This is a genomic window from Isoalcanivorax pacificus W11-5 (genome assembly GCF_000299335.2).
GTDB lineage: Bacteria > Pseudomonadota > Gammaproteobacteria > Pseudomonadales > Alcanivoracaceae > Isoalcanivorax > Isoalcanivorax pacificus.
This window is the reverse complement of the sequence record NZ_CP004387.1, coordinates 3249997-3267457: the sequence shown is the minus strand read 5'-3', so window position 1 is coordinate 3267457 and position 17461 is coordinate 3249997. Positions and strand designations below refer to the sequence as shown.

Here is a 17461-nt window from a genome sequence, read left to right as displayed (position 1 = left end):
CGCGGTCATCGCATCCTATTCCTGTTCGCCGTCGTTCTTGGCCCGAAGCGCCGAGTCGTCGCGCTTTGCCTCGGTGTTGGCGAGGCGCAGATAGGGGTTGTCCGGGGGTGTTTCATGGAACAGCGAATCGGCGCTGGTCAGTAGGTATCCGTGCAGCCGTCTGGACTTGCGCGGTCCCGTCACCTCGCAGTTCCAGATGTTCAGCCCGCTGGCCTGCTTGCGGTGCAAGCCCAGCTTCTCGAACTTTTTCTGCATCCACTGCCATTCCGGCAACTTGTCCTGCTTGGCCAGCGGGCTGATCTGCGGGTGTTCCTGCGCATAGCGCTGGAACACGCCGGGACTGACGAGATACGCCGTGCCAGCCACGGTATGCACCAGTGCCTTGGCGTCGTTGATGATGAGCTTGCGGGTCTGGATGCTCTGACGCAGCCACGCGAGGAAATGAGCACCGGATGGATCGGAGCCGCTTTGGTGTACCGCTTGGACCGGCGTGGCGTCGGCAGGTCTGTCGTCCAGCAACGATGCGGGTTCGGGTTTCACGAGAGGTTGAAGCGGCGTAGCCGGGATGGTGGACGCGGGGGAGTCAAGCAGTTCCAGCAGTTCCGCGACGCTGCTGTCCGCAGTCACTGGTGCGGCGGATTCGGTGGGCGCCAGGACGGATTCCCCTCTTTCCACGTCGATAGCCTCGGATGCTGTTGCCTGCGCCGCCGGTTCCTCCGACTCCACCTGCACGGTGCCCACGAAGGCCGCCGGGCGGTCGGCTGCTTCCCAAATCATCGCCGGGGACAGTTTCAGGAAGGTGAAGCTGTGCGACCAGCCGGCATCGCTCGTGACTGTGGCTTTCCAGATCGCCTTGCCGTCCGGCGTGGCCAAGGCGATGCCATGGTCCTGAAGCACGTTGAACACCGCCGTGTTACTGGCCGGGATGCCATCGATGCCCTGCGATAGCAGATGCGCCCGCAGCCTGTCGGAGACGGTCTTGCTCACCAGCCAGAGCGCGTCCTGGGTCAGCCAGCCGTCCGAAGCCTGGGGCTGGTTCAGCTTGAATTCCTCCTTGAGCAGATAGCGCAGGCCGTCGAGCAGCTTGCGTTGCAGCGCGTGCTTGGGTGCGGCCAGCGCTTTGTTCGGGTCGCCGCCGAGTTCGTGGGCGACCGAAGCCTGGTCGGCCTGCACGACTAACTCGCCAAGCGTGCCGGCATGCTCATACTGGCCGGCCAGGACGTACAACAGTGAGGTCCACAGATCGGTGAAGCTGCTGAGCCAGTCGAGGATCTCGCGGTCCAGCAGTCGGGTGTACAGCAGTCCGGTGGCGGCACCGTGCAGCCGATACTCGCGGTCCTTGCGGTAGCGGAAGCGATACGGCCGCTGCAACGGGCCATGCCAGGGATGCCAGAGAGTGCCATCGGCATATTCGACATGCAGATCGACAGCGATCTTGCCGATGTCGTGCAGCAGCGCCGCATAGGCGGTGCCAGCGGTCCAGGCTTCGGCCTGGGCCGCCTGCGCTTCCGGCGTGACGCCGGCGGGCAGCAGATGCGACTGTCGCAGCTTCAATGCGTAAGCCACGATCTCCAGGCCGTGATCCAGCATGCCGCCCGGATAGGCGTGATGGTGACTCTCGGAGGCGGGGAACTGCTGCACCAGCTCGGCGTAGCGCTCCAGGGGCGTCAGATACAGCGCGGCGAACTGTTTGCGCGACAGCGAGGTCCGTTGCCAGATGTGTTCCAGCAGCTTCCGCCGGCGCGGCGTCGCCAGCAGCGAGGCAGCCGACTCCGGCCGGGTCAGCCCTTGGGGCATCGCTATGGAGGCGGTGGGCGGAGTGCCGGCGGTTGGTACCCTTTTGCGTTGGAACAGCGAGAACATGACGACACCGGAGTAACGGGCTGGTGGGGGAGCCTTTTGGCCTTTTCGGGTAGGGCCTTTCCCCTTGACCCCGTTCCCTTGCCCCTTCCCAGCCCTTTTGGCCTTTATGGAAGCCTTTGGGTATAGGGCAACCCGTGGGTATCCAGCCACAGACAAACGGGTTCTGGCCCATGCCGCTTTGAAAGCGGAAGGCAGCCTGTGTCCTGCTTACGATGTGCCTTTCCGCAGTGGGATGGAGCACAGCTTATGCAGCAGCACGACGCACCAAAGGGTTCCTGGATTGACAAGGTAAGGAAATTTCCTTACTATCAAAGCATGAGGATCAAAGACAGGAGCCCGACCATGCCCGGCATCCACGAACTCGCCACACTCACGTCCAAGGGACAGATCACGTTGCCCAAGTCCATCCGGCAGGCGCTGGGTGTGACCACCGGCGGCAAGGTGGCCTTCGAGCTACGCGGCGGCGAAGTCGTCGTCACCCGCGCCGAGGCCGAGCACGAAGACCCGGCGATCAGCGCCTTCCTGGGCCTGCTGGAAGCGGACATCCGCAGCGGCAGGAACGTCGGAGCGCTGCCGGTGGAACTCGCCCAGGCCATGCTCGCCAACATGGGCCACGCCTCAGACCTCGATGAAGACATCGAGGGAGAAGTGGCACTTTGATGCAGCGCCACGGATGGGTGCTGCTGTTCCATGAGTGCATCGTGGAGCAGCTTCAGAAGCTGCACGCGGCGGCCGGACGCGCCGAGCGCAACGATCCGAAGGGCTTTGAGCGCAACGCCAACGTCAAGCTGTTTCGTGCGTTGAGCCAGTTGATCCTGGAGACGGTGCCGAGCGATCCGGCACGGGACGAATACCGCCAGGGTAATACCCTTGGGCCAGCCTATCGGCACTGGCGGCGCGCGAAGGTCGGACGGCGGTTTCGCTTGTTCTTTCGCTACGACTCCAAGGCGAAGACCATCGTGTTCGCCTGGGTCAACGATGAGCAGACGCTGCGGTCGGCGGGCAGCAAGTCCGACCCCTACGCCATGTTCGAGAAGATGCTCGAACGAGGGAATCCGCCGGACGATTGGGACAGCCTGGTTGCCGCGAGCAGGTCTGATTGGTCCACACAGGAGAAGCGATAAATCCTCCGCATGAGGTAACAGTGATGAACGCGACGCCCCGTACCACAAAAGCAGAACGCGCCGGCAGATGGCTCGGCCGTGCGTGGCGTGGCCTTGCACGGCAAGAGGCCCGTGCCATCCAATGGCTGGGGGGCAAGGGACTGCCGGCCGGCGTAGCACGGCTGCTGTTCTGGATCGTGAAACTCGTCGTGTTCGGCGTGCTGCTGTACGCAGCGTTCTGGCTGGCCCTGCTGATCGCGTTCGCGCTGATCGCAGCCTGGCTTGTGCGCAATGCCGACCTGGATGAAGAAAAGCAGCCTGAACTCAGGGATGGCCACTCGGGCATTGGCTGGTACAACAAAGATGACTTGCGGATCGACATGGGTGATCCAGACGATCCGTAGCGCTCCCGTACTTCGCACCAGCACGTTCCTTCTACTTCGCGGCTCCCTTAGTTGCAGCCGCCATCGCGATACGTGAGCCGCTACCACCGGCCGACTTCGCATCCATGGAGCCGGTGGCCAGTCCGCCAACAATACCGCCCGTTTTGATTCCTGCCCAAGTCAAGGCGATTACCCAAAATCCGGGCAGGATGATGAACATCATCGCCATCGCGAAGTTCAGCAACATATCGCCGAATGCGTTGTTCAACCCCATCAGCGGATTGAAATTGCTGTGCGGGGAATGCCAGCCGTAGAGCGCGTTGAGGATCGTGCTGTCGATCCAGCGGGCGAGCTGGAACCAGAAATCGACGAAGAACAGCGCGAACTGCACGGCGGTCACCGTGACCACCGTCCGCAAATCGTAGGTGCCGAAGATCAGCACCAGAGGAATGCAGATGACCATCGCCATCTTCAGGAACGACAGGATCATGGGCAGCGCCTGGCGCACCACGTCCATGGCCGGAAACATCCCGATCGATCCCACCGTCAGCCCCAGGTCCGACACGGCGCGGGTCGCGACATTGGGCAGCGTCATGCCGATCTGCCCACCGTAGTCGGTGTAGACATGCCCCTGGTTCATGACCTGGTGCCGTGGTGAGGCAATGGCGCGAATCACGGAATCATCGGCCTGGGCCTGGCTCAGAAAGCCGGCCCACTGGCCGAGCCGGGACAGCAGGCTCGGATCGACCTGGGCCAGCAGCCGGTCACGCAGTCCGTCGCCGCTGTCCAGCCACCATTGCCGACAACTCGGATAACCGCCACCGCTGGATACTTCGGCGAGGCCGGCGTCGCGCGCATCGTCATAGGGCCAGGCGTCGCGTGGTCCGCGCGAGCGATACGTATCGTAGAAGCCGGCCGTGTCCAGGAAGAAGCGCGAACCGATCCAGGTCACGTCGTTCATCTGCTCCTCGCTGAGTGTCGGCCGGCTCATGAACAGCCTGGCGCGGGCCGGCCCGTAGCAGTCGTGCGTGAAGTCGGCGACTTCCTGGGCCAGCACCGGGTCGGCGATGCGCGTGCTGTCGATCTCCATGCGCATCTGCCGCAGGTCCGTGCCGCAGGGGATCGCCGCCACGGCGGCGCCGGTGACGGCCTTGGACAGCGAGTGCATGAAGAACCACCAGACTGGCACATGGGCACTCTGGTTGTTGATCGTCGTGAACGAAGCGGACCAGTTCGTTTCCGAGGGCAGCGGCACATTGACCTGGCATTGGGTCGAGCGCGTGCGATCGAACTGGATGGTGCTCAGGTCAAGGGGAATGAAGGGAATGCCGGCGAACATGATGACCACGATCGCCACCCACACGCGGTTCTCGATGCGCATGGACGAGAGCACGCCCTTGTTGCCTTCGTCCGCGCCTTCCGCACGGGCCTTGAGCCATTCCTGCACGACGATGGCGAGGAACGGCAGCGCGAAGATGCCGCTGGCCACCAGCACATTCCAGATGCCGTTGTTGATGATCCAGGCAACCAGTGTCAGGTAACTCAAGATAGTCCGTGGTGTAGAGGGTCATGGTCGTCGTCCCGCATTGCTACGGTTGTCGCAGCAGCGCGCTGATTTCGAGCAGCACGATGGCGGCGACGGCGCCGACCTCCGCGCGCAGCAGGCGCTGATGCGCTTCGCGGGATGCGTCGCGCTCCCGGAGTCGGCGACGCATCCATATCCACCCGTAGGCCGTCGCGCCATACAGGCACAGCCGCCAAACGAGGAAGTAGCCGGCATGCTCGTCCAGCCACCGACTCCAGGTGTCCGCATCACCGACGAGGCGAATGCCGACGAGGTTGACGGCCACGGCGACGAACACGATCAGCGCAATCCATCCCAGTGTGCGTCCGAGTTGCCGGTTGAACAGCCACTTCCGCAGCCCGATCCTCATGGCGGATTGCCGGGGTTCTGCGGCCGCTGGATGGCGTCGAGGCGATCGCGCTCGGTGTCGCCCTGGTAGATGCCGCGCGAGCCGGCGCTGCGCGTACCGTGCCGCTGGATGATCGCCATCGGCGAATTCGCCGCCAGTTCGCGCCGCAGGTCCAGTTCGGTCTTGAGGTTGTTGATCTCCTGTTCCAGCAGACCGCTTTCGTGGGCGATGGCACCCTGCGCGAGCTGGTTGGCCGCGACGTTGGGCTCCTTGCGGCCGGCGAGCAGCGTCCGCTGCAACAGCAGGGCCTTCTCCAGCACGCTGGCCAACGCGACTTCGGAAGCCAGACGCCGCGCGAGCACATCCTGGTCCGGTTCGTCGCGCAGCGCCTCGATGACGCCGCGCGTAATCGGCAGTGAAGTGCTGCCGGCCGCTTCCAGGTTCTCGAACGTGGTCGCGCTGGCACCCGTCACCAGATCCCGCAGCGCCTCCAGCCTGGTCTCGTACTCTTCCTGAATCAGGGGCGTCAGGCCGACGCCGGCGGTGGCCTGGGTCTTGAGGCAGCCATCGCAGGTCCGGTGCTCTTGCTCGCCCAGCACGCGGGTTGCCCAATCGGTGGCGGCTTCGGGAGAAGGCCAGGTCTGGCAGCTCAGGCGATTGCCGCAGGTGATGCTGTCGATCGGCGCGGTATCGGTCGCGCCGCGGCCGTTGAGCAGGTTGTAGCCGGCGCGGGTCACGTCGCTGACCACGCGGATGGGATTCTGTCCGGCGCCGCCGGCATTGCTGCCGCCGACCCAGGGCACACCGTCGTTGCCGCGACTGGTTTCGGCCTGTTCGATGGCCGATACGGCATCGGTGCTGGCCACGGCCTGTTTGAGCGCCATGCCTTCGGCCAACTGATCCCAACCGAGCTGACCGCCCGCCGCGTCGGCCATGCGGTTGGCGATCGCGCGGCAGGTGAGCTTGCTGCGGTCGAAATCGAGCCGTGCCTGCAAGATGCCGTTGGTCAGCAGGTTGTACAAACCGGGATCGGCGCGCTGGATGATGAGTGCCGGCAGCGACGCCACGGCCGCCGTGGCGTTCTGGATCACCTGGCTCATGATCGTCTGGAAGCCATTGGTGATGCCGTTGAGCTGGTTCTGCAGCGTGGTGGTGATGCTCATGTCGCCGCAGATCAGGTTGCTGTTCCAGCCGATGCCGACACCGAGGTGCTGCATCTGGCCGACCGGCCCCATCGACACCGCCCGGCCGCCACCGATGCTGTACAGCACGTCATCGCCGATGACGCTGCCGCGATGATGCACGCCGTAATCATTGACGCTGGTCTGCGCCCACAGCGGGTTGCTCATCGCGGCCAGGATGCCGGCAAACAGGATGCTGCGCGCCAGCCGCGTCATGGTGAAAGGATGTGAATGCGAGGACATGCTCATGGGCCGCACCTCAGTTGAAATCCGTGCTGCCCAGGAACACCTGTCCGCGCCGCTGGCAGCAGGAGTACGGGCGCCACAGTGCCCAAGCGTAGTCGCCTTGTTGCGCCTGGATGCGGGCGTTGTTGTGCGGGAAGACCGCGCAGGAAGATGACAACCGAGGCGTCAATTCCTGCCACTTTCCCGTGGAGGCATCGCTTTCCACCAAGGCACCTGCGGGCCAGTAGCCCGCGCTCGCATTGGCAAGCAGCGGCTGATAGACATGGACCTGGCCGCGCCGGGTCACGATGTCGCCGGCACGCTGGGCGACGACGGCGGCCGCCTTGTAGTCGTCCACGTGATGCAGGAAACCACCGCGCGGATAGACGTTGCCCCAGAGATTCAGGCCGGTGCGCGTGCCGATTTCGCGCATCCCAGGGATCAGTGCCTCGGGGTACACGGACTCGGGGATGTTGTAGCGCCAGGCCACGGTATCGAGCGTGCTCAGCAGGTACGGCATGAACGCCGTGCCCGCACCGGCGCAGGAGTAACCCAACTGGCTGACGAACTCGCTGAAGATGGTGGCGCCTGGATGCCCGATCACGTCGGCGTTCTTGAACTTCGCCAGGTTGTTCTCGTGTTCTTCGTTCGTCGTGCCGTCGCCGCCACCTTGAGCGGTGGGATTCGGCATGCTCATCGCCCGCACTTCCACCCAGGGGTTCTCGCCGGTGTTCGAGTAGCTCGACACGACGGCATCGGGAATGTAGTGCTGCACCTTGACCGAGGTGCGCACCGTACAGCCGGTGAGTGTGCAGTACAGCCAATAGCAAATGCCCTGCACGCGATAGGACAGGCAATCGGGCGACAGCACCGAGCCGGTGATGGTGGCGGTGTTGAGTGCGAAGGCGGAAGCGGCGGTGCCCAGCAGGACGGACGCCATGCCGGTGCGCCATGCGCGGCGGGATAGCTTCATGGCTGCGCCCTCCGGTATTCCTCGATGCGCGCCAGCGCGCGCGACACGTCGGTTTCGCCGTAGACGACGTAGCGCCGATCGACGACCACGGCGGGAATCCTGGTGACGCCTAGGCTCCAGGCATCGGTCACGCCCTGGTAGGCGTCGGCCAGGCGTCGCTGGAGCGGTGCGCCGCCATCGTGCAGCCGCTGCCGGACGATCGCGGCCGCCTGTGCCGGGTCGGCGGGAAGGTTTGCGGCCAGCTCCGCCTCGATGCGGGCCGGCGCGTCCAGCTCGACGACGTGGATACCGGCGGGCACCTCTACGGCGTGGTGCCGGTCGGTGAATACCCGGACGTCCGCCGCTGCGGCGTGGGCCATCGCGGCTGCGGCCATTGCCAGCATGCACGAAGCCAGCGTTGGGCGGCAGCGCAGCCGGTGTCGTTGTGTCTCGACGTGTTCAGAGTGTGGGTACATGGGGTGGCTCCCATTGGGTCGATACTCGCGCTAGTCGATCCCATCGGGCAGATGGACACCATCAAGAAAGGGAACTGTCCCGCGACCGCTTTCATCCGACCCGAACACGAAAAAAGAGGCGCCTGGTGGGGCGCCTCAAGGACTACAGCAAGCCGGCTTCCGCGAAGGAAAAAGGCGTTCCTTCACCGACGATGAAATGGTCCAGAACACGAACGTCCACCAATTCGAGAACCGATTTCAATCGGGTCGTGATTGCCTTGTCGGCATGGCTCGGCTCGGTCACGCCCGAAGGGTGATTGTGGGCAAAGATGACCGCGCTGCAATTGTGCTCGATCGCCCGCTTGAGGACCGCGCGGGGATACACACTGGCGCCATCGATGGTGCCGTGGAACATCGGCTCGAAAGCGATCACGCGGTGCTGCGAGTCGAGAAACACGACGGCAAAGACTTCCAGTGCTTCGCTGGCGAGTTTCAGCCATAGATATTCTCGCACGCTGGCCGGGCTGGTTAGCTCGGTACCGTGTTTGAATAGACGTTCCTCCAGCACACCGATGGCTTGCCGGATCAACGGATCTTCGTGGATGCTCGCGTACCGGACGAGCGCTGATGATGCACCGTCGGCGACGGTATCGGACGGATTCATGGGAACCTCCTTGATAGATGAAACGGGGGTTCCCGTCCCCGTGTGGGGGTGAGACCCCCGTGGGACGTGATGATGAAAGCCCGGAATCGGGCCTGGATGATTGGCATCCTCCATCGAAGACGACGGACGTTCGCGCGTGGGATGCGGTGCGAACTGGAACGATCAACGCGGTCGGAACCGCGCCGCAGCCTTGAAGATCGCGGCTACCTGGGCATGTCGCTGACGTTGTCAGCAGGCATCTCGGGTATCTCGGGCAAGGTTTCGGTCATCGCCGGCTCATCGCCCGATGACGTCAGCAGATCAATGGCCGACAGCAAGGCATCGCCTTCGACGGCACCCGGCAGCAGCAATGCCTGGCCGGTGCGGTTGTCGATTACGCGCAGCATCGGGGTCGCGGTGATGCCGGCCAGCGCGGCTTCCTTGGCCTGTGCCCGGATCACGGCGTCGGGCCGTGCGCTGGCCAGGCACTCGTGCAGCTCGGGCGTCGCGCCGGACGGCTGGATGCCGGGCGGCAGGCCCCGACCGCTGCCGTGGGTATGCTGGTAAATCCAGGCGACGGTGTTCCAGAACGCTTCCCGCCCGCCGGTTTCCCCCGCGCATTCCGCCAGGCGTGCCGATTGCGTGGCGGCTGGTTCGTGCATCGGCAGCGGCAGATGGTGCCATTGCCAGTTCACGTCGGGATTGGCGTCGATCCAGCGCTTCAGCACAGGAAAGTAGGCTTGGCAGTACGGGCATTCCAGATCGGCGTACTCGATCAGCGTGAACCGCGCGTCGATGCGACCGTAGCGCCACGGCGGGCCTGCCGACGCGGCAGCCTCGGCGGATGCCGGATCTCCAGTGTGTGGGCTGCGTCCAAGCGACCAGGCCAGCAGCACGAGCAGCACCGCGATCCCGGCCAGCATCGGTCCCAGGTAACGTCGTGGCGTGTGGGTAAGAAGGCTTGGCGCGCGCATGATCTTTCCGCCTCAACCGAGGGCGTCGAGCGGCAATGGCTCGATGCCGCGAGCCCGGTCGATTTTCTCCGCGACCTTGAAGGCGGCCTCAAGCTCCCCGATGCCGTATTGCCGCATCAACTGATAGCGCTCGGCCTTCTCCTCGGGCTCAGTCATCGCCATGGCCAGGTAGAGACTCGGCGGCACGGCGCGGAACAGGACTTCCATCGACTTCGACAGGATCACGCCTTCGCTGAATTTGCCGGACTCCTTGCGCGCCGACAGCATCAGCGCCTTCTGCGCCGGATTGAGTTCGCGGAAGCGCGCGACCTTCTCCACTTCGTCGGGCGGCATCGACAGGCAGATCCACCACTCGATCATCGACAGCATCGGTTCAGCGGCCTTGGGCAGATCGTCCAGGTTCTGCGTTGCCAGCCAGAACCAGGCGCCGAGCTTGCGCCACATCTTGGTGATCTTGACGACGTAAGGGGCGAGCAATGGATTGCGGGTGATGATGTGACCCTCGTCGGTGACGTTGACGATGGGGCGCCCCAGGAATTGATCCCGCTCGGCGATGTTGTTGACAGTGTTGATGAGCGAGATGTAGGCGATGGAAAGCTGCGCGTTGTAGCCCTCGCGTGCGAAGGTCGCCAGATCGACGATGGTGATGTCGGCCTCCGGCCATGGCGTGCCGGGTCGGTTGAACATTTCGCCATCCAGTCCCTGGCAAAACATATCCATCGCGTCCGCCATTTCCAGCAGGCGAGCGCGCCGGGCTTCGGGCAGCGCGGAATCGCTGGCGCGCTCGCGCAGGGCGTCGCGCACGTCCTCGGTCAGCACCGTGCGCTTCTCCGGCGCACAGCGATGCGCCGCGTCGAGAATGCACTGGCGGATCAGGCTGCGATCGGCGCGGGTCATGCGCGCTTCTTCCTTGTCCTCGCCGCCGGTAATCATCAGGCGGGCGGTGATCTCCAACTCGCCGAGCACGTCGCGCTGTTCATCGCTTTCGCTCGATGCGTCTTCGGGTTCCTGTTCCTCGTCCAGGGCATCGGCGTCCAGCGTCCGCACCTGGCTGGGCGTATCGACCAGACGCCACGCATCGGCGAAAGGCGCGAGGCTCACCCCGGCGCCGGGCGCGAGCTTCACCCGATGCACCGTCAGGCCAAGGCGCTGGGCGAATTCGCCAAACAGACCGAAGCTGTTCCCCGCCTCGACGATGAACAGCCGGGGCCGGTAGATCGCGACGAGCTGGTTGAGGATGTTGTTGAGCGTGGCCGATTTGCCCGAGCCGGTCGGGCCGAACAGAAACAGGTGGGCATTCATCTGCCGGTCGCGCCGGTTGAGCGGGTCGAAGGCGACGGTGCCGCCACCGCGATTGAAGAAGGTGATGCCGGGGTTCCCGGTGCCCTGATTGCGCCCCCACACGGGCGCGAGATTCGCCGCGTGCTGCGCGAACATGAGCTGGGTGTACCACTGGCGTCGATCCCTGGCCGGGTCATAGAAGCAGGGAAGCCAGCGCAGGTAACTGTTGAGCGGCGCGACCTCATCCTCCTCGCGCACGGGCAGGAGGCCGGCGTTGAGCATGACATTGGCGAGTTGCAGGCCGCGCGCATCGAGTTCGGCCATGTCGCGCCCGCGCAGGTAGAAGGCCAGCGCGCCACGGTAGAGCTTGTGCGAACTGCCGATCAGCGAACGTGCCTGCTGCACGTCCTGCCGGGCCTGCTCGGACGCCAGCGTTTCGCCGACCGCTTTCTTGCCCAGGTAGTTCAGATGCGCTTCCAGTGCGTCCTGCGGCGTGGCGACGAGGGTGAGACACATCACAGTGTCCTCGGGCATCTGGTCGAACAGCGCGTTGCAGGCATCGCCGCCTTTGCGCGTTTCCCCGGTCAGATGTCCGGTTGCCGGCGGCGTGCGCAGCCGGTCGAGCACCATGACCCGATGCGGCATGTTGTCGAAGAACCAGATGCCGTTCGCCACGTCGGAGCGTGGCTGGCCGAAGAACAGCCGTTGCGAGAAGTCCGTGCCGCTGGCGAGTTCGACGTCGCCTTCGTTCGTTTCTTCGGGGTAGGCGGCCAACTGGTAGAAGCGCTCACGATCGGCAGCCGTCGCGCCCAGCAAGCTCGGATTCGGGTTGAACCAGCGCAGCAACCAGGCGTGGATGTCCGCCGCGCCCAGGCGCCGCGCCTTGACGCCGGCATTGGCGAGACCGCCGACCAGCCGGTCGCACACTGTTGCCAGGGCCTGTTCGGGCGATTGGCCACGACGGTGTGAAGCGCCCGGCGCGCGACGATAGACCACCATGCGCACGCGCCGCGTCTGGCCGCGCCACGGCAGGCGGGTCACGGTGGTGTCGTCGAACAGGCCGCCCGGCTTGGTGATGGCCCGCAGGTGATGCGCGAAGAACCGCAGGTAGAAGTCGCTGAACGCGCTGCCCTGTGCGCGCGGTTGGATGTAGTCCCGCAAGACGTTCAAATAGTTCGTCCAGTCGGCTTCGTCCTGGGCGTAGAGCTGCACCACCCACGGCTGTTCGTCGAGTTCGTCGAAGCTGTCCTGCAGGGCATTCTCCAGCGCGTCTCGGGCCTGCCACAGCCAATCGCTTTCGCGTCCTTCGGTGCCGATCGGTGTCAACTCGAAGAACGCCGCCACCGATTCACCGTCCTCCAGCAACAGGCTCTTGGCGTCGGCCAGATATTCCACCCACGGCAACAGGTCCACGAAGGACGGCGCCACGTCGTAGAGGGCCTGTTCGTCCGCCTGAGTGGCGGGCCGGTGTTTCGGATCGAGGCGGGTGCCGGGCTCGGGAATGCCATGCGCTTTCAGGTCGGCCACATGGCGTTCCCAGGCGTCGGCCTGCTGTGCCTCGGATTCCTCGGATGCCGGCACAGGTTTGCGCGGCCACGGCAGCGACCACGCCATTCAATAGTCCTCCACGCGCTCGCCCGGCAGGGCGTACTGCACGCGCTGATAGAGCGGGAACACCGTGCTGTAGCCGGGCACCGGCACCGGATCGGAGCCTGCGAGGTGGGGAAACACATACATGACGAGATCGGGGTTCGGCAGGCGGTGGAACTGCCGGTAAATCTCGTTCTGTGCCGTGCGGGTATAGCGGGCCTGCACGCCGGGCGCGGCCTGCACGTCCGTGTCGGTGAGCGGCCGCCGCAGGGTTTGCCGGGCGTCCAGCAGCTCGCGCGATGCGCGGCCGCCGCCCGCTGGTCCGCCCGTTTCCTGATTCCAGATGTCGAGCATGGTCTGGTCGCCGTGGGTCAGCAGCTTCTCCTTGCTGGTCGCGCAGCCGGCCAGTGTGATGACCATGAGCACGACGGCGAGCCGTTCAATCCAGATCCGGGACATAGGAACCTCCGAGACGGTGATCGACCCGGCGCCCCTTGGCGTCGTAGTCGATGGTGAGTGGCTGCTCGATATGCACGGCGACCTTGGCGCCCGGCTCGACGTAGACGGCGGCGAAGGCCTGGCCGTAGAGCTTGTTCACCCACTGCGACATCTCCTGCACCCCGCCAGCCAGGATGCGGCCCATCGCCTCGTTGGCGGTGATCCCGACCGTCCCGATCGAGCCGTCGCTGCCGACGTAGGACACCCGGCCGCTGTCCGAGTCGATCAGCGAGGCTGCGCCCGCGCCGGCGGCCGTGATCAGGGCCTGGGTGCCGAGATACTGCTGGGCGTTGCTGCGCCGTTCACCGCTGACACAAGGGATGCCGTGGGGATCGCTGATCCAGCCGAGGCCTCCTTGGGTACCGGTGTCGCTCCGGTTGCTGTTGTTGCGACCGGACTCTTCCGGCAGCGTGCGGATGGTGCCGTCCTCGAACACAAAGGTGATGGAGCGGATTTGCCCGCGCACGCAGGAAAGCGTCCAGTCCCCCGAGGCCGTGCCGCTGACCACGGCGCCGGCCACATCCGGGATGTCGATGCCGTTGGCCGTGAGGTTGTCGGGGCCGATGACGACCTTGAACGGATAGGGATCGTTCACCGTGCCGTCGATGGGCACGCGCCCGATAAGGGCCGTCATCGCGATCGATCCCATCAGGGTCGAGTTCGACGGCACGGTGTAGACCGCCTCAAGCGACGACGTGCCGACGGCGCCGCCGGTGGCGCGGCCGAGGGTTTCGGATGCGGCGTCCAGGGTTTCCCCGGCCGGGCTGAAATCGTTGGGGAAGCTGAAGCCGCCGCGACTGCCGCTTCGGCCTTCGGCGGGCCTGGCGTCGTCCGGCTCGATCCAGCGCACGCCGTCACGGCCGAAGTGCTGGCCGTCGCCGTCCTCCAGCCCGAGACCGATCGGCAGGTCGGTGTGGCCGGCCCTGCCCCCCAGGCCTTCAAACTGGCGTTGCAAGTCCTGCAACAACCCCTGGGCCTGTTGCCGTTCGCTGACCGCCTGTTCGCGATCCTGACGCAGTTGGGCGCGTTCGGTGTCCAGGACATTCTGGATACGTTGCTCGATCGACCGCTCGCGCTGACGCAGGCGGTCGTTCTCCGCCCGCTGGTTGCGGTTGTCGGACAGCGCGGTATGCAATTCGGTGCGCAACTGCCGCACCTGGGCCACCAGCGTGGCGACCGTATCGTGCGGCGTGTCGCCTTCGATGCCGAGCGCCCGCATCTCGTCCGCCGTCAGTTGACCGCCGGCATCGCCGGGGAGCGGCGATGCGCCACGGTCGCCGGAAAACAGCTTGATGCCGATGAACACCAGCAACAGCGCCATCGGCAGCATCAACCACTTGAGCAAGCCGTTACTGCGCATCGCCGGCTCCTTCCGCGCTGCCGGCCGCTGCGGAGGCCGGCAAGTTGTGCGCAGCGTCGATGGGACTGATGGCCGGCAGCAGCGATTGCGCCAGGCCGCGGCCGCGCGTCACCAGGTACACCACGCTGGTGTCGCGCGAATCGCCCGCCGGCCCCAGGTCGGGGTGCTGGAACGTCGCGGTGACGAAATCGCCCTGCAAGGCGCGCGGGTCCAGGTCGATCCACCGGGCGGACGTGTTGGTCAGCCGGATCGCCGTCACCCACTGATCTTCCAGCCGCCATGCGGCCAGCGCCCTGGCGCGCACCGGCAGCGTCGGCAGCAATGTGTCGAGCGTCAGGTCGCGGCGCAGGTTCACGCGCACCACGCCGTTCACCGGCTCCACCGTGCGCAGCGGCGCGTACAGGCTCTGCGCGGCGTAGCGCGTCAGCACCACGGGAACCGGCGTCTCCCGCGCGGGGAGCCGCGCCGTGTCGGCGGCTGGTGGCTTGCCGGTGTCGCCGTAGCGCTTGGCGTGCGATTCGCCTTCGACGATGCGCACGGGTTCCAGCGGCGCCTCGCCAGGTTCGGCGGCAATGTCGAGCAGGATCAGGATGCCCGTGTCGGCATCCTGCAATTGCAGGCGGGTCGGCTCAATCGGTTCGCTGGCAAGCAGGTAGAGGGCGCCACCGGCGCTTTGCACGCGCAGGCGGTCGCCCAGCGAGGCGGGCACGCCGACACGCACATTGCGGTCGATGAAGATCACACGCTCGTGGCCGACCACGAGAGGCACGGCCAGCGGCAACCGCTCCCAGCGCAGAATTTCCAGCGCCAGAGCGCTCGGGATCAGGGCCAGGGTCAAGGTGGCGGTTGCCAGGATGTTAAGAACAAGACGTTTCATCGCGGGACTCCCTACGGACCTCCGGGACCATCGACGGCGGAGGCGGCTGCCCCCTGCGGCGCGATGCGTTGCGGGGTGCTGCTGTAACAGTCCAGCGCCAGGCCGAAGGGATTGCGCTCCGGGTCGATGTCCAGACGCACCACCTTCAGTGGGTAGCGCACCAGCGCGCGCTTGACCTGTTCGGCGCCGTGATACTCGTCGGCCGTCACGTCCAGTGTGACGATCCAGTCGCGGTCGGACACCACGCGGACGCGCGCCGTCGGGTCGTCGCCGAAGCCGCGACCCGGAATCTCGTAGATGCCCCGCACGCGCTGACGCAGTTCGCCCGTGCTGCGGCGCTGCTCGTAGTCGCGCCGCAGGAATATCTGACAGCCGGGTGTCAGGTAGGCCGACAGCGCGTGGATGTTGCGCGCGTAGTCGTCCTCGCCGTTCGTCGGCCAGCGGTTGAGCTGCTGGAAGACATAGAAGGTGAAGGCGTAGACCGACTCCGGCGGCACTTCCCACCACTTGCGCACGCTGCCCGAACGCAGGTCCGGTGGCACGTGGATGGTCAGATCGCGAGGCGCACTCCACCAGCCGAAGCCCAGCACCAGGGCGACGACGAACAGCGCGCCGGCTCCCAGGCGCAAGGTCTTGATGTGCGCCTGCAGGTGCGTGATCTCGTTCTTGAAGCGGCTCATGGCGCACTCCTGCGCGCCGTCCAGTAGCCCGACCGCGTGACCAGCGACCTGCCGCCCGTATAGGGCGCGAGGGCGGGATGGCGCAGCGCGATCCACCACTGAAGGTGCCGGTACAGCCAGGTGTCGGGACGCCCCCGCTTGTGGCGTCGCAACGCGCCGCCGCCAACGAACACGCCCATGCCGATGGCCGCCACGATCAGGGTCGGCACCATCGCGAGCGTGGATGCCAGCCACGCCAGCGGAATGCCCAGCATCAGGCCGACCGTGGCGGAGAGCCCTACGCAGACCCACAGTTCGTCGGCCGTCAGCCCGCGCACCACCACGGGCTGACGGTTCAGGCGATGCGGCAGGAAAGTCACCGTGCCGTCGTGCAGGCTGTCCTGGCTCCCCGACATTGCTCCGGTCTCCCTACAGGACGCCGGTGGCTTCAGTGAGCAGCCAGATGCCCACGACCAGCAGGATCGCGCCGATCGCGACCGTCAAACCGAACTGGCCCCAGGTCTTGCGCCCGGTGTGAATCTCCGAATAGGTGCTGTAGGCGTGGTAGCAGACGCCGACGAACATCGAGGCGACCACGAGCAGCGCGACCAGCATCACGATGTCGTAACCGTAATTGCGCAGCGTCTCCATGATGCCGCTGCCGGTGCCCCGCGACGGGTCTTCGATGGTCGGCAGGCCCTGGGCCTGCACGATCGGCGACAGGCTCGCGGAGATCACGGCGACGGCGGGCAGGCCGGCCAGGCGGGCGAAGCGAGTGGAGATGAAACGGAAAGTCATGGCGGAATCCTCTTTGCGTCAAGAGAGAAGGAAAAACGTCAGCACGACGTACATCGCGACGAATCGCACCGCGACGCCGAGGAACTGGCGCTGGGAGATGCTGTTTTCGGCCCAGCCGACATAGGCGGTGCGCAGTGCCCAGACGCCCCACAGCAACAGCACGACGAACACGCCGCCGACCAGGACGACGGAAACATCCGAAGGGCCGAAGCCGCTGTTGGCCTGAAAGGCGGCGACCTGATCGCTCGTCATGGCGCGTCCTCCGCGTCTTGGCGGTAATCGCCGATCAGCGTTGTGGGGTCGCGCGGTTGTGCGCGCTGCGGGGTCAGGTAGTCGCGGATGCCGCTGCGGACACGCTCGATGTCCTCGCGCAGCCGCGCGTAGTCGAAGTGGTAGCGGGAGGCGTCCTGCTTCGGCAGGCGCTCGCTGTGCTCGGCCAGCCGGTCGAGCATGTCGAGCTGACGCATGAGGACGGCCAGTCGCTCTGGTTCCGTAGCATCACCGGCGAACACCGAGGCTTGGAACGCCAATAGAGGGATAGCCAATAGCGCGGCGATCGGAAGACGCCGGGCAAGTTCGTGGCTGTTGGTATGTCCCATCGTGCCTTTCCCCATGGACGCGGATGGCACGATGCTGCGGCACACGGACTAGCCGCGCCGCAGTAAATAGGAACAACGCTGCTACCGGATTGATCTAGCCCGAGCTG

General features: G+C 65.6%; 20 protein-coding genes. 3 read left to right on the top strand and 17 right to left on the bottom strand.

The window, feature by feature from the left end:
- Positions 1-15: 15 nt before the first annotated feature.
- Positions 16-1863 carry a MobH family relaxase gene (gene mobH / locus S7S_RS14590; RefSeq protein ID WP_035203122.1) on the bottom strand — a complete coding sequence of 616 codons (1848 nt, stop codon included), beginning with the start codon at positions 1861-1863 and terminating at the stop codon, positions 16-18.
- A gap of 315 nt (positions 1864-2178) precedes the next feature.
- Between mobH and S7S_RS14585 the strand changes: the two genes are divergently transcribed.
- Genes S7S_RS14585 through S7S_RS14575 form a run of 3 tightly spaced genes read left to right on the top strand, consistent with a single transcriptional unit; the run spans position 2179 to position 3370 of the window.
- The gene (locus S7S_RS14585) at positions 2179-2523 is read left to right on the top strand and encodes a type II toxin-antitoxin system PrlF family antitoxin (RefSeq protein ID WP_476625118.1); all 345 of its coding nucleotides are present in this window, start codon (positions 2179-2181) and stop codon (positions 2521-2523) included.
- A complete protein-coding gene (locus S7S_RS14580; RefSeq protein ID WP_008733842.1) occupies positions 2523-2987 on the top strand; it encodes a type II toxin-antitoxin system YhaV family toxin in 465 nt (154 codons plus the stop codon). Before S7S_RS14585 ends, S7S_RS14580 begins: the two co-directional genes overlap by 1 nt.
- Positions 2988-3010: 23 nt before the next feature.
- Entirely contained in the window at positions 3011-3370 is a 360-nt protein-coding gene (locus S7S_RS14575) for a DUF3742 family protein (protein ID WP_008733843.1), read from the top strand.
- Positions 3371-3401: 31 nt separating this feature from the next.
- On the opposite strand, the gene S7S_RS14570 is transcribed toward S7S_RS14575, so the two are convergent.
- The 16 genes from S7S_RS14570 to S7S_RS14495 all read right to left on the bottom strand — a co-directional run bounded on the left by S7S_RS14570 (position 3402) and on the right by S7S_RS14495 (position 17354).
- On the bottom strand, positions 3402-4895 hold the full coding sequence (locus S7S_RS14570; RefSeq protein WP_008733844.1) for a conjugal transfer protein TraG N-terminal domain-containing protein: 1494 nt from the start codon (positions 4893-4895) through the stop codon (positions 3402-3404).
- Between the two features lie 43 nt (positions 4896-4938).
- Positions 4939-5283: a hypothetical protein gene (locus tag S7S_RS14565; protein WP_008733845.1), complete on the bottom strand. Its 345-nt coding sequence runs from the start codon at positions 5281-5283 to the stop codon at positions 4939-4941.
- Positions 5280-6692, bottom strand: coding sequence for an integrating conjugative element protein (locus tag S7S_RS14560; RefSeq protein WP_008733846.1), 1413 nt, complete (start codon positions 6690-6692; stop codon positions 5280-5282). Before S7S_RS14560 ends, S7S_RS14565 begins: the two co-directional genes overlap by 4 nt.
- A gap of 10 nt (positions 6693-6702) precedes the next feature.
- The gene (locus S7S_RS14555; protein ID WP_008733848.1) at positions 6703-7641 is read right to left on the bottom strand and encodes a TIGR03756 family integrating conjugative element protein; all 939 of its coding nucleotides are present in this window, start codon (positions 7639-7641) and stop codon (positions 6703-6705) included.
- Positions 7638-8096, bottom strand: a complete 459-nt coding sequence (locus S7S_RS14550) for a TIGR03757 family integrating conjugative element protein (protein ID WP_476625117.1) — start codon at positions 8094-8096, stop codon at positions 7638-7640. The genes S7S_RS14555 and S7S_RS14550 overlap by 4 nt, the downstream gene beginning before the upstream one ends.
- A gap of 142 nt (positions 8097-8238) precedes the next feature.
- Positions 8239-8739, bottom strand: coding sequence for a RadC family protein (gene radC / locus S7S_RS14545; RefSeq protein ID WP_008733851.1), 501 nt, complete (start codon positions 8737-8739; stop codon positions 8239-8241).
- A gap of 203 nt (positions 8740-8942) precedes the next feature.
- Complete coding sequence (locus S7S_RS14540; protein ID WP_035203125.1) at positions 8943-9692, bottom strand: DsbA family protein; 750 nt, start codon at positions 9690-9692, stop codon at positions 8943-8945.
- A gap of 12 nt (positions 9693-9704) precedes the next feature.
- Positions 9705-12587 (bottom strand): conjugative transfer ATPase, encoded by a 2883-nt coding sequence (locus S7S_RS14535; RefSeq protein ID WP_008733853.1) that lies wholly within the window; start codon positions 12585-12587, stop codon positions 9705-9707.
- Positions 12588-13022 (bottom strand): TIGR03751 family conjugal transfer lipoprotein, encoded by a 435-nt coding sequence (locus tag S7S_RS14530; RefSeq protein WP_008733856.1) that lies wholly within the window; start codon positions 13020-13022, stop codon positions 12588-12590.
- Positions 13003-14421: a TIGR03752 family integrating conjugative element protein gene (locus S7S_RS14525; protein WP_008733858.1), complete on the bottom strand. Its 1419-nt coding sequence runs from the start codon at positions 14419-14421 to the stop codon at positions 13003-13005. The genes S7S_RS14530 and S7S_RS14525 overlap by 20 nt, the downstream gene beginning before the upstream one ends.
- Complete coding sequence (locus S7S_RS14520) at positions 14411-15298, bottom strand: TIGR03749 family integrating conjugative element protein (RefSeq protein ID WP_008733859.1); 888 nt, start codon at positions 15296-15298, stop codon at positions 14411-14413. The genes S7S_RS14525 and S7S_RS14520 overlap by 11 nt, the downstream gene beginning before the upstream one ends.
- Positions 15299-15309: 11 nt before the next feature.
- On the bottom strand, positions 15310-15978 hold the full coding sequence (locus S7S_RS14515) for a PFL_4703 family integrating conjugative element protein (protein ID WP_008733860.1): 669 nt from the start codon (positions 15976-15978) through the stop codon (positions 15310-15312).
- On the bottom strand, positions 15975-16373 hold the full coding sequence (locus tag S7S_RS14510) for a TIGR03750 family conjugal transfer protein (RefSeq protein ID WP_008733861.1): 399 nt from the start codon (positions 16371-16373) through the stop codon (positions 15975-15977). The genes S7S_RS14515 and S7S_RS14510 overlap by 4 nt, the downstream gene beginning before the upstream one ends.
- 13 nt (positions 16374-16386) lie before the next feature.
- Positions 16387-16755, bottom strand: coding sequence for a TIGR03745 family integrating conjugative element membrane protein (locus S7S_RS14505; protein WP_008733863.1), 369 nt, complete (start codon positions 16753-16755; stop codon positions 16387-16389).
- An 18-nt stretch (positions 16756-16773) separates the two neighbouring features.
- On the bottom strand, positions 16774-17007 hold the full coding sequence (locus S7S_RS14500; protein WP_008733865.1) for a TIGR03758 family integrating conjugative element protein: 234 nt from the start codon (positions 17005-17007) through the stop codon (positions 16774-16776).
- A complete protein-coding gene (locus S7S_RS14495; protein WP_035203127.1) occupies positions 17004-17354 on the bottom strand; it encodes an integrative conjugative element protein, RAQPRD family in 351 nt (116 codons plus the stop codon). The genes S7S_RS14500 and S7S_RS14495 overlap by 4 nt, the downstream gene beginning before the upstream one ends.
- Between the last annotated feature and the right edge of the window lie 107 nt (positions 17355-17461).

Bases quoted from the DNA above. Each gene is read 5' to 3' on its own strand.
- mobH (WP_035203122.1), bottom strand. From the start codon at position 1,863: ATGTTCTCGCTGTTCCAACGCAAAAGGGTACCAACCGCCGGCACTCCG.
- S7S_RS14585 (WP_476625118.1), top strand. From the start codon at position 2,179: ATGAGGATCAAAGACAGGAGCCCGACCATGCCCGGCATCCACGAACTC.
- S7S_RS14580 (WP_008733842.1), top strand. From the start codon at position 2,523: ATGCAGCGCCACGGATGGGTGCTGCTGTTCCATGAGTGCATCGTGGAG.
- S7S_RS14575 (WP_008733843.1), top strand. From the start codon at position 3,011: ATGAACGCGACGCCCCGTACCACAAAAGCAGAACGCGCCGGCAGATGG.
- S7S_RS14565 (WP_008733845.1), bottom strand. From the start codon at position 5,283: ATGAGGATCGGGCTGCGGAAGTGGCTGTTCAACCGGCAACTCGGACGC.
- S7S_RS14560 (WP_008733846.1), bottom strand. From the start codon at position 6,692: ATGAGCATGTCCTCGCATTCACATCCTTTCACCATGACGCGGCTGGCG.
- S7S_RS14555 (WP_008733848.1), bottom strand. From the start codon at position 7,641: ATGAAGCTATCCCGCCGCGCATGGCGCACCGGCATGGCGTCCGTCCTG.
- S7S_RS14550 (WP_476625117.1), bottom strand. From the start codon at position 8,096: ATGTACCCACACTCTGAACACGTCGAGACACAACGACACCGGCTGCGC.
- radC (WP_008733851.1), bottom strand. From the start codon at position 8,739: ATGAATCCGTCCGATACCGTCGCCGACGGTGCATCATCAGCGCTCGTC.
- S7S_RS14540 (WP_035203125.1), bottom strand. From the start codon at position 9,692: ATGCGCGCGCCAAGCCTTCTTACCCACACGCCACGACGTTACCTGGGA.
- S7S_RS14535 (WP_008733853.1), bottom strand. From the start codon at position 12,587: ATGGCGTGGTCGCTGCCGTGGCCGCGCAAACCTGTGCCGGCATCCGAG.
- S7S_RS14530 (WP_008733856.1), bottom strand. From the start codon at position 13,022: ATGTCCCGGATCTGGATTGAACGGCTCGCCGTCGTGCTCATGGTCATC.
- S7S_RS14525 (WP_008733858.1), bottom strand. From the start codon at position 14,421: ATGCGCAGTAACGGCTTGCTCAAGTGGTTGATGCTGCCGATGGCGCTG.
- S7S_RS14520 (WP_008733859.1), bottom strand. From the start codon at position 15,298: ATGAAACGTCTTGTTCTTAACATCCTGGCAACCGCCACCTTGACCCTG.
- S7S_RS14515 (WP_008733860.1), bottom strand. From the start codon at position 15,978: ATGAGCCGCTTCAAGAACGAGATCACGCACCTGCAGGCGCACATCAAG.
- S7S_RS14510 (WP_008733861.1), bottom strand. From the start codon at position 16,373: ATGTCGGGGAGCCAGGACAGCCTGCACGACGGCACGGTGACTTTCCTG.
- S7S_RS14505 (WP_008733863.1), bottom strand. From the start codon at position 16,755: ATGACTTTCCGTTTCATCTCCACTCGCTTCGCCCGCCTGGCCGGCCTG.
- S7S_RS14500 (WP_008733865.1), bottom strand. From the start codon at position 17,007: ATGACGAGCGATCAGGTCGCCGCCTTTCAGGCCAACAGCGGCTTCGGC.
- S7S_RS14495 (WP_035203127.1), bottom strand. From the start codon at position 17,354: ATGGGACATACCAACAGCCACGAACTTGCCCGGCGTCTTCCGATCGCC.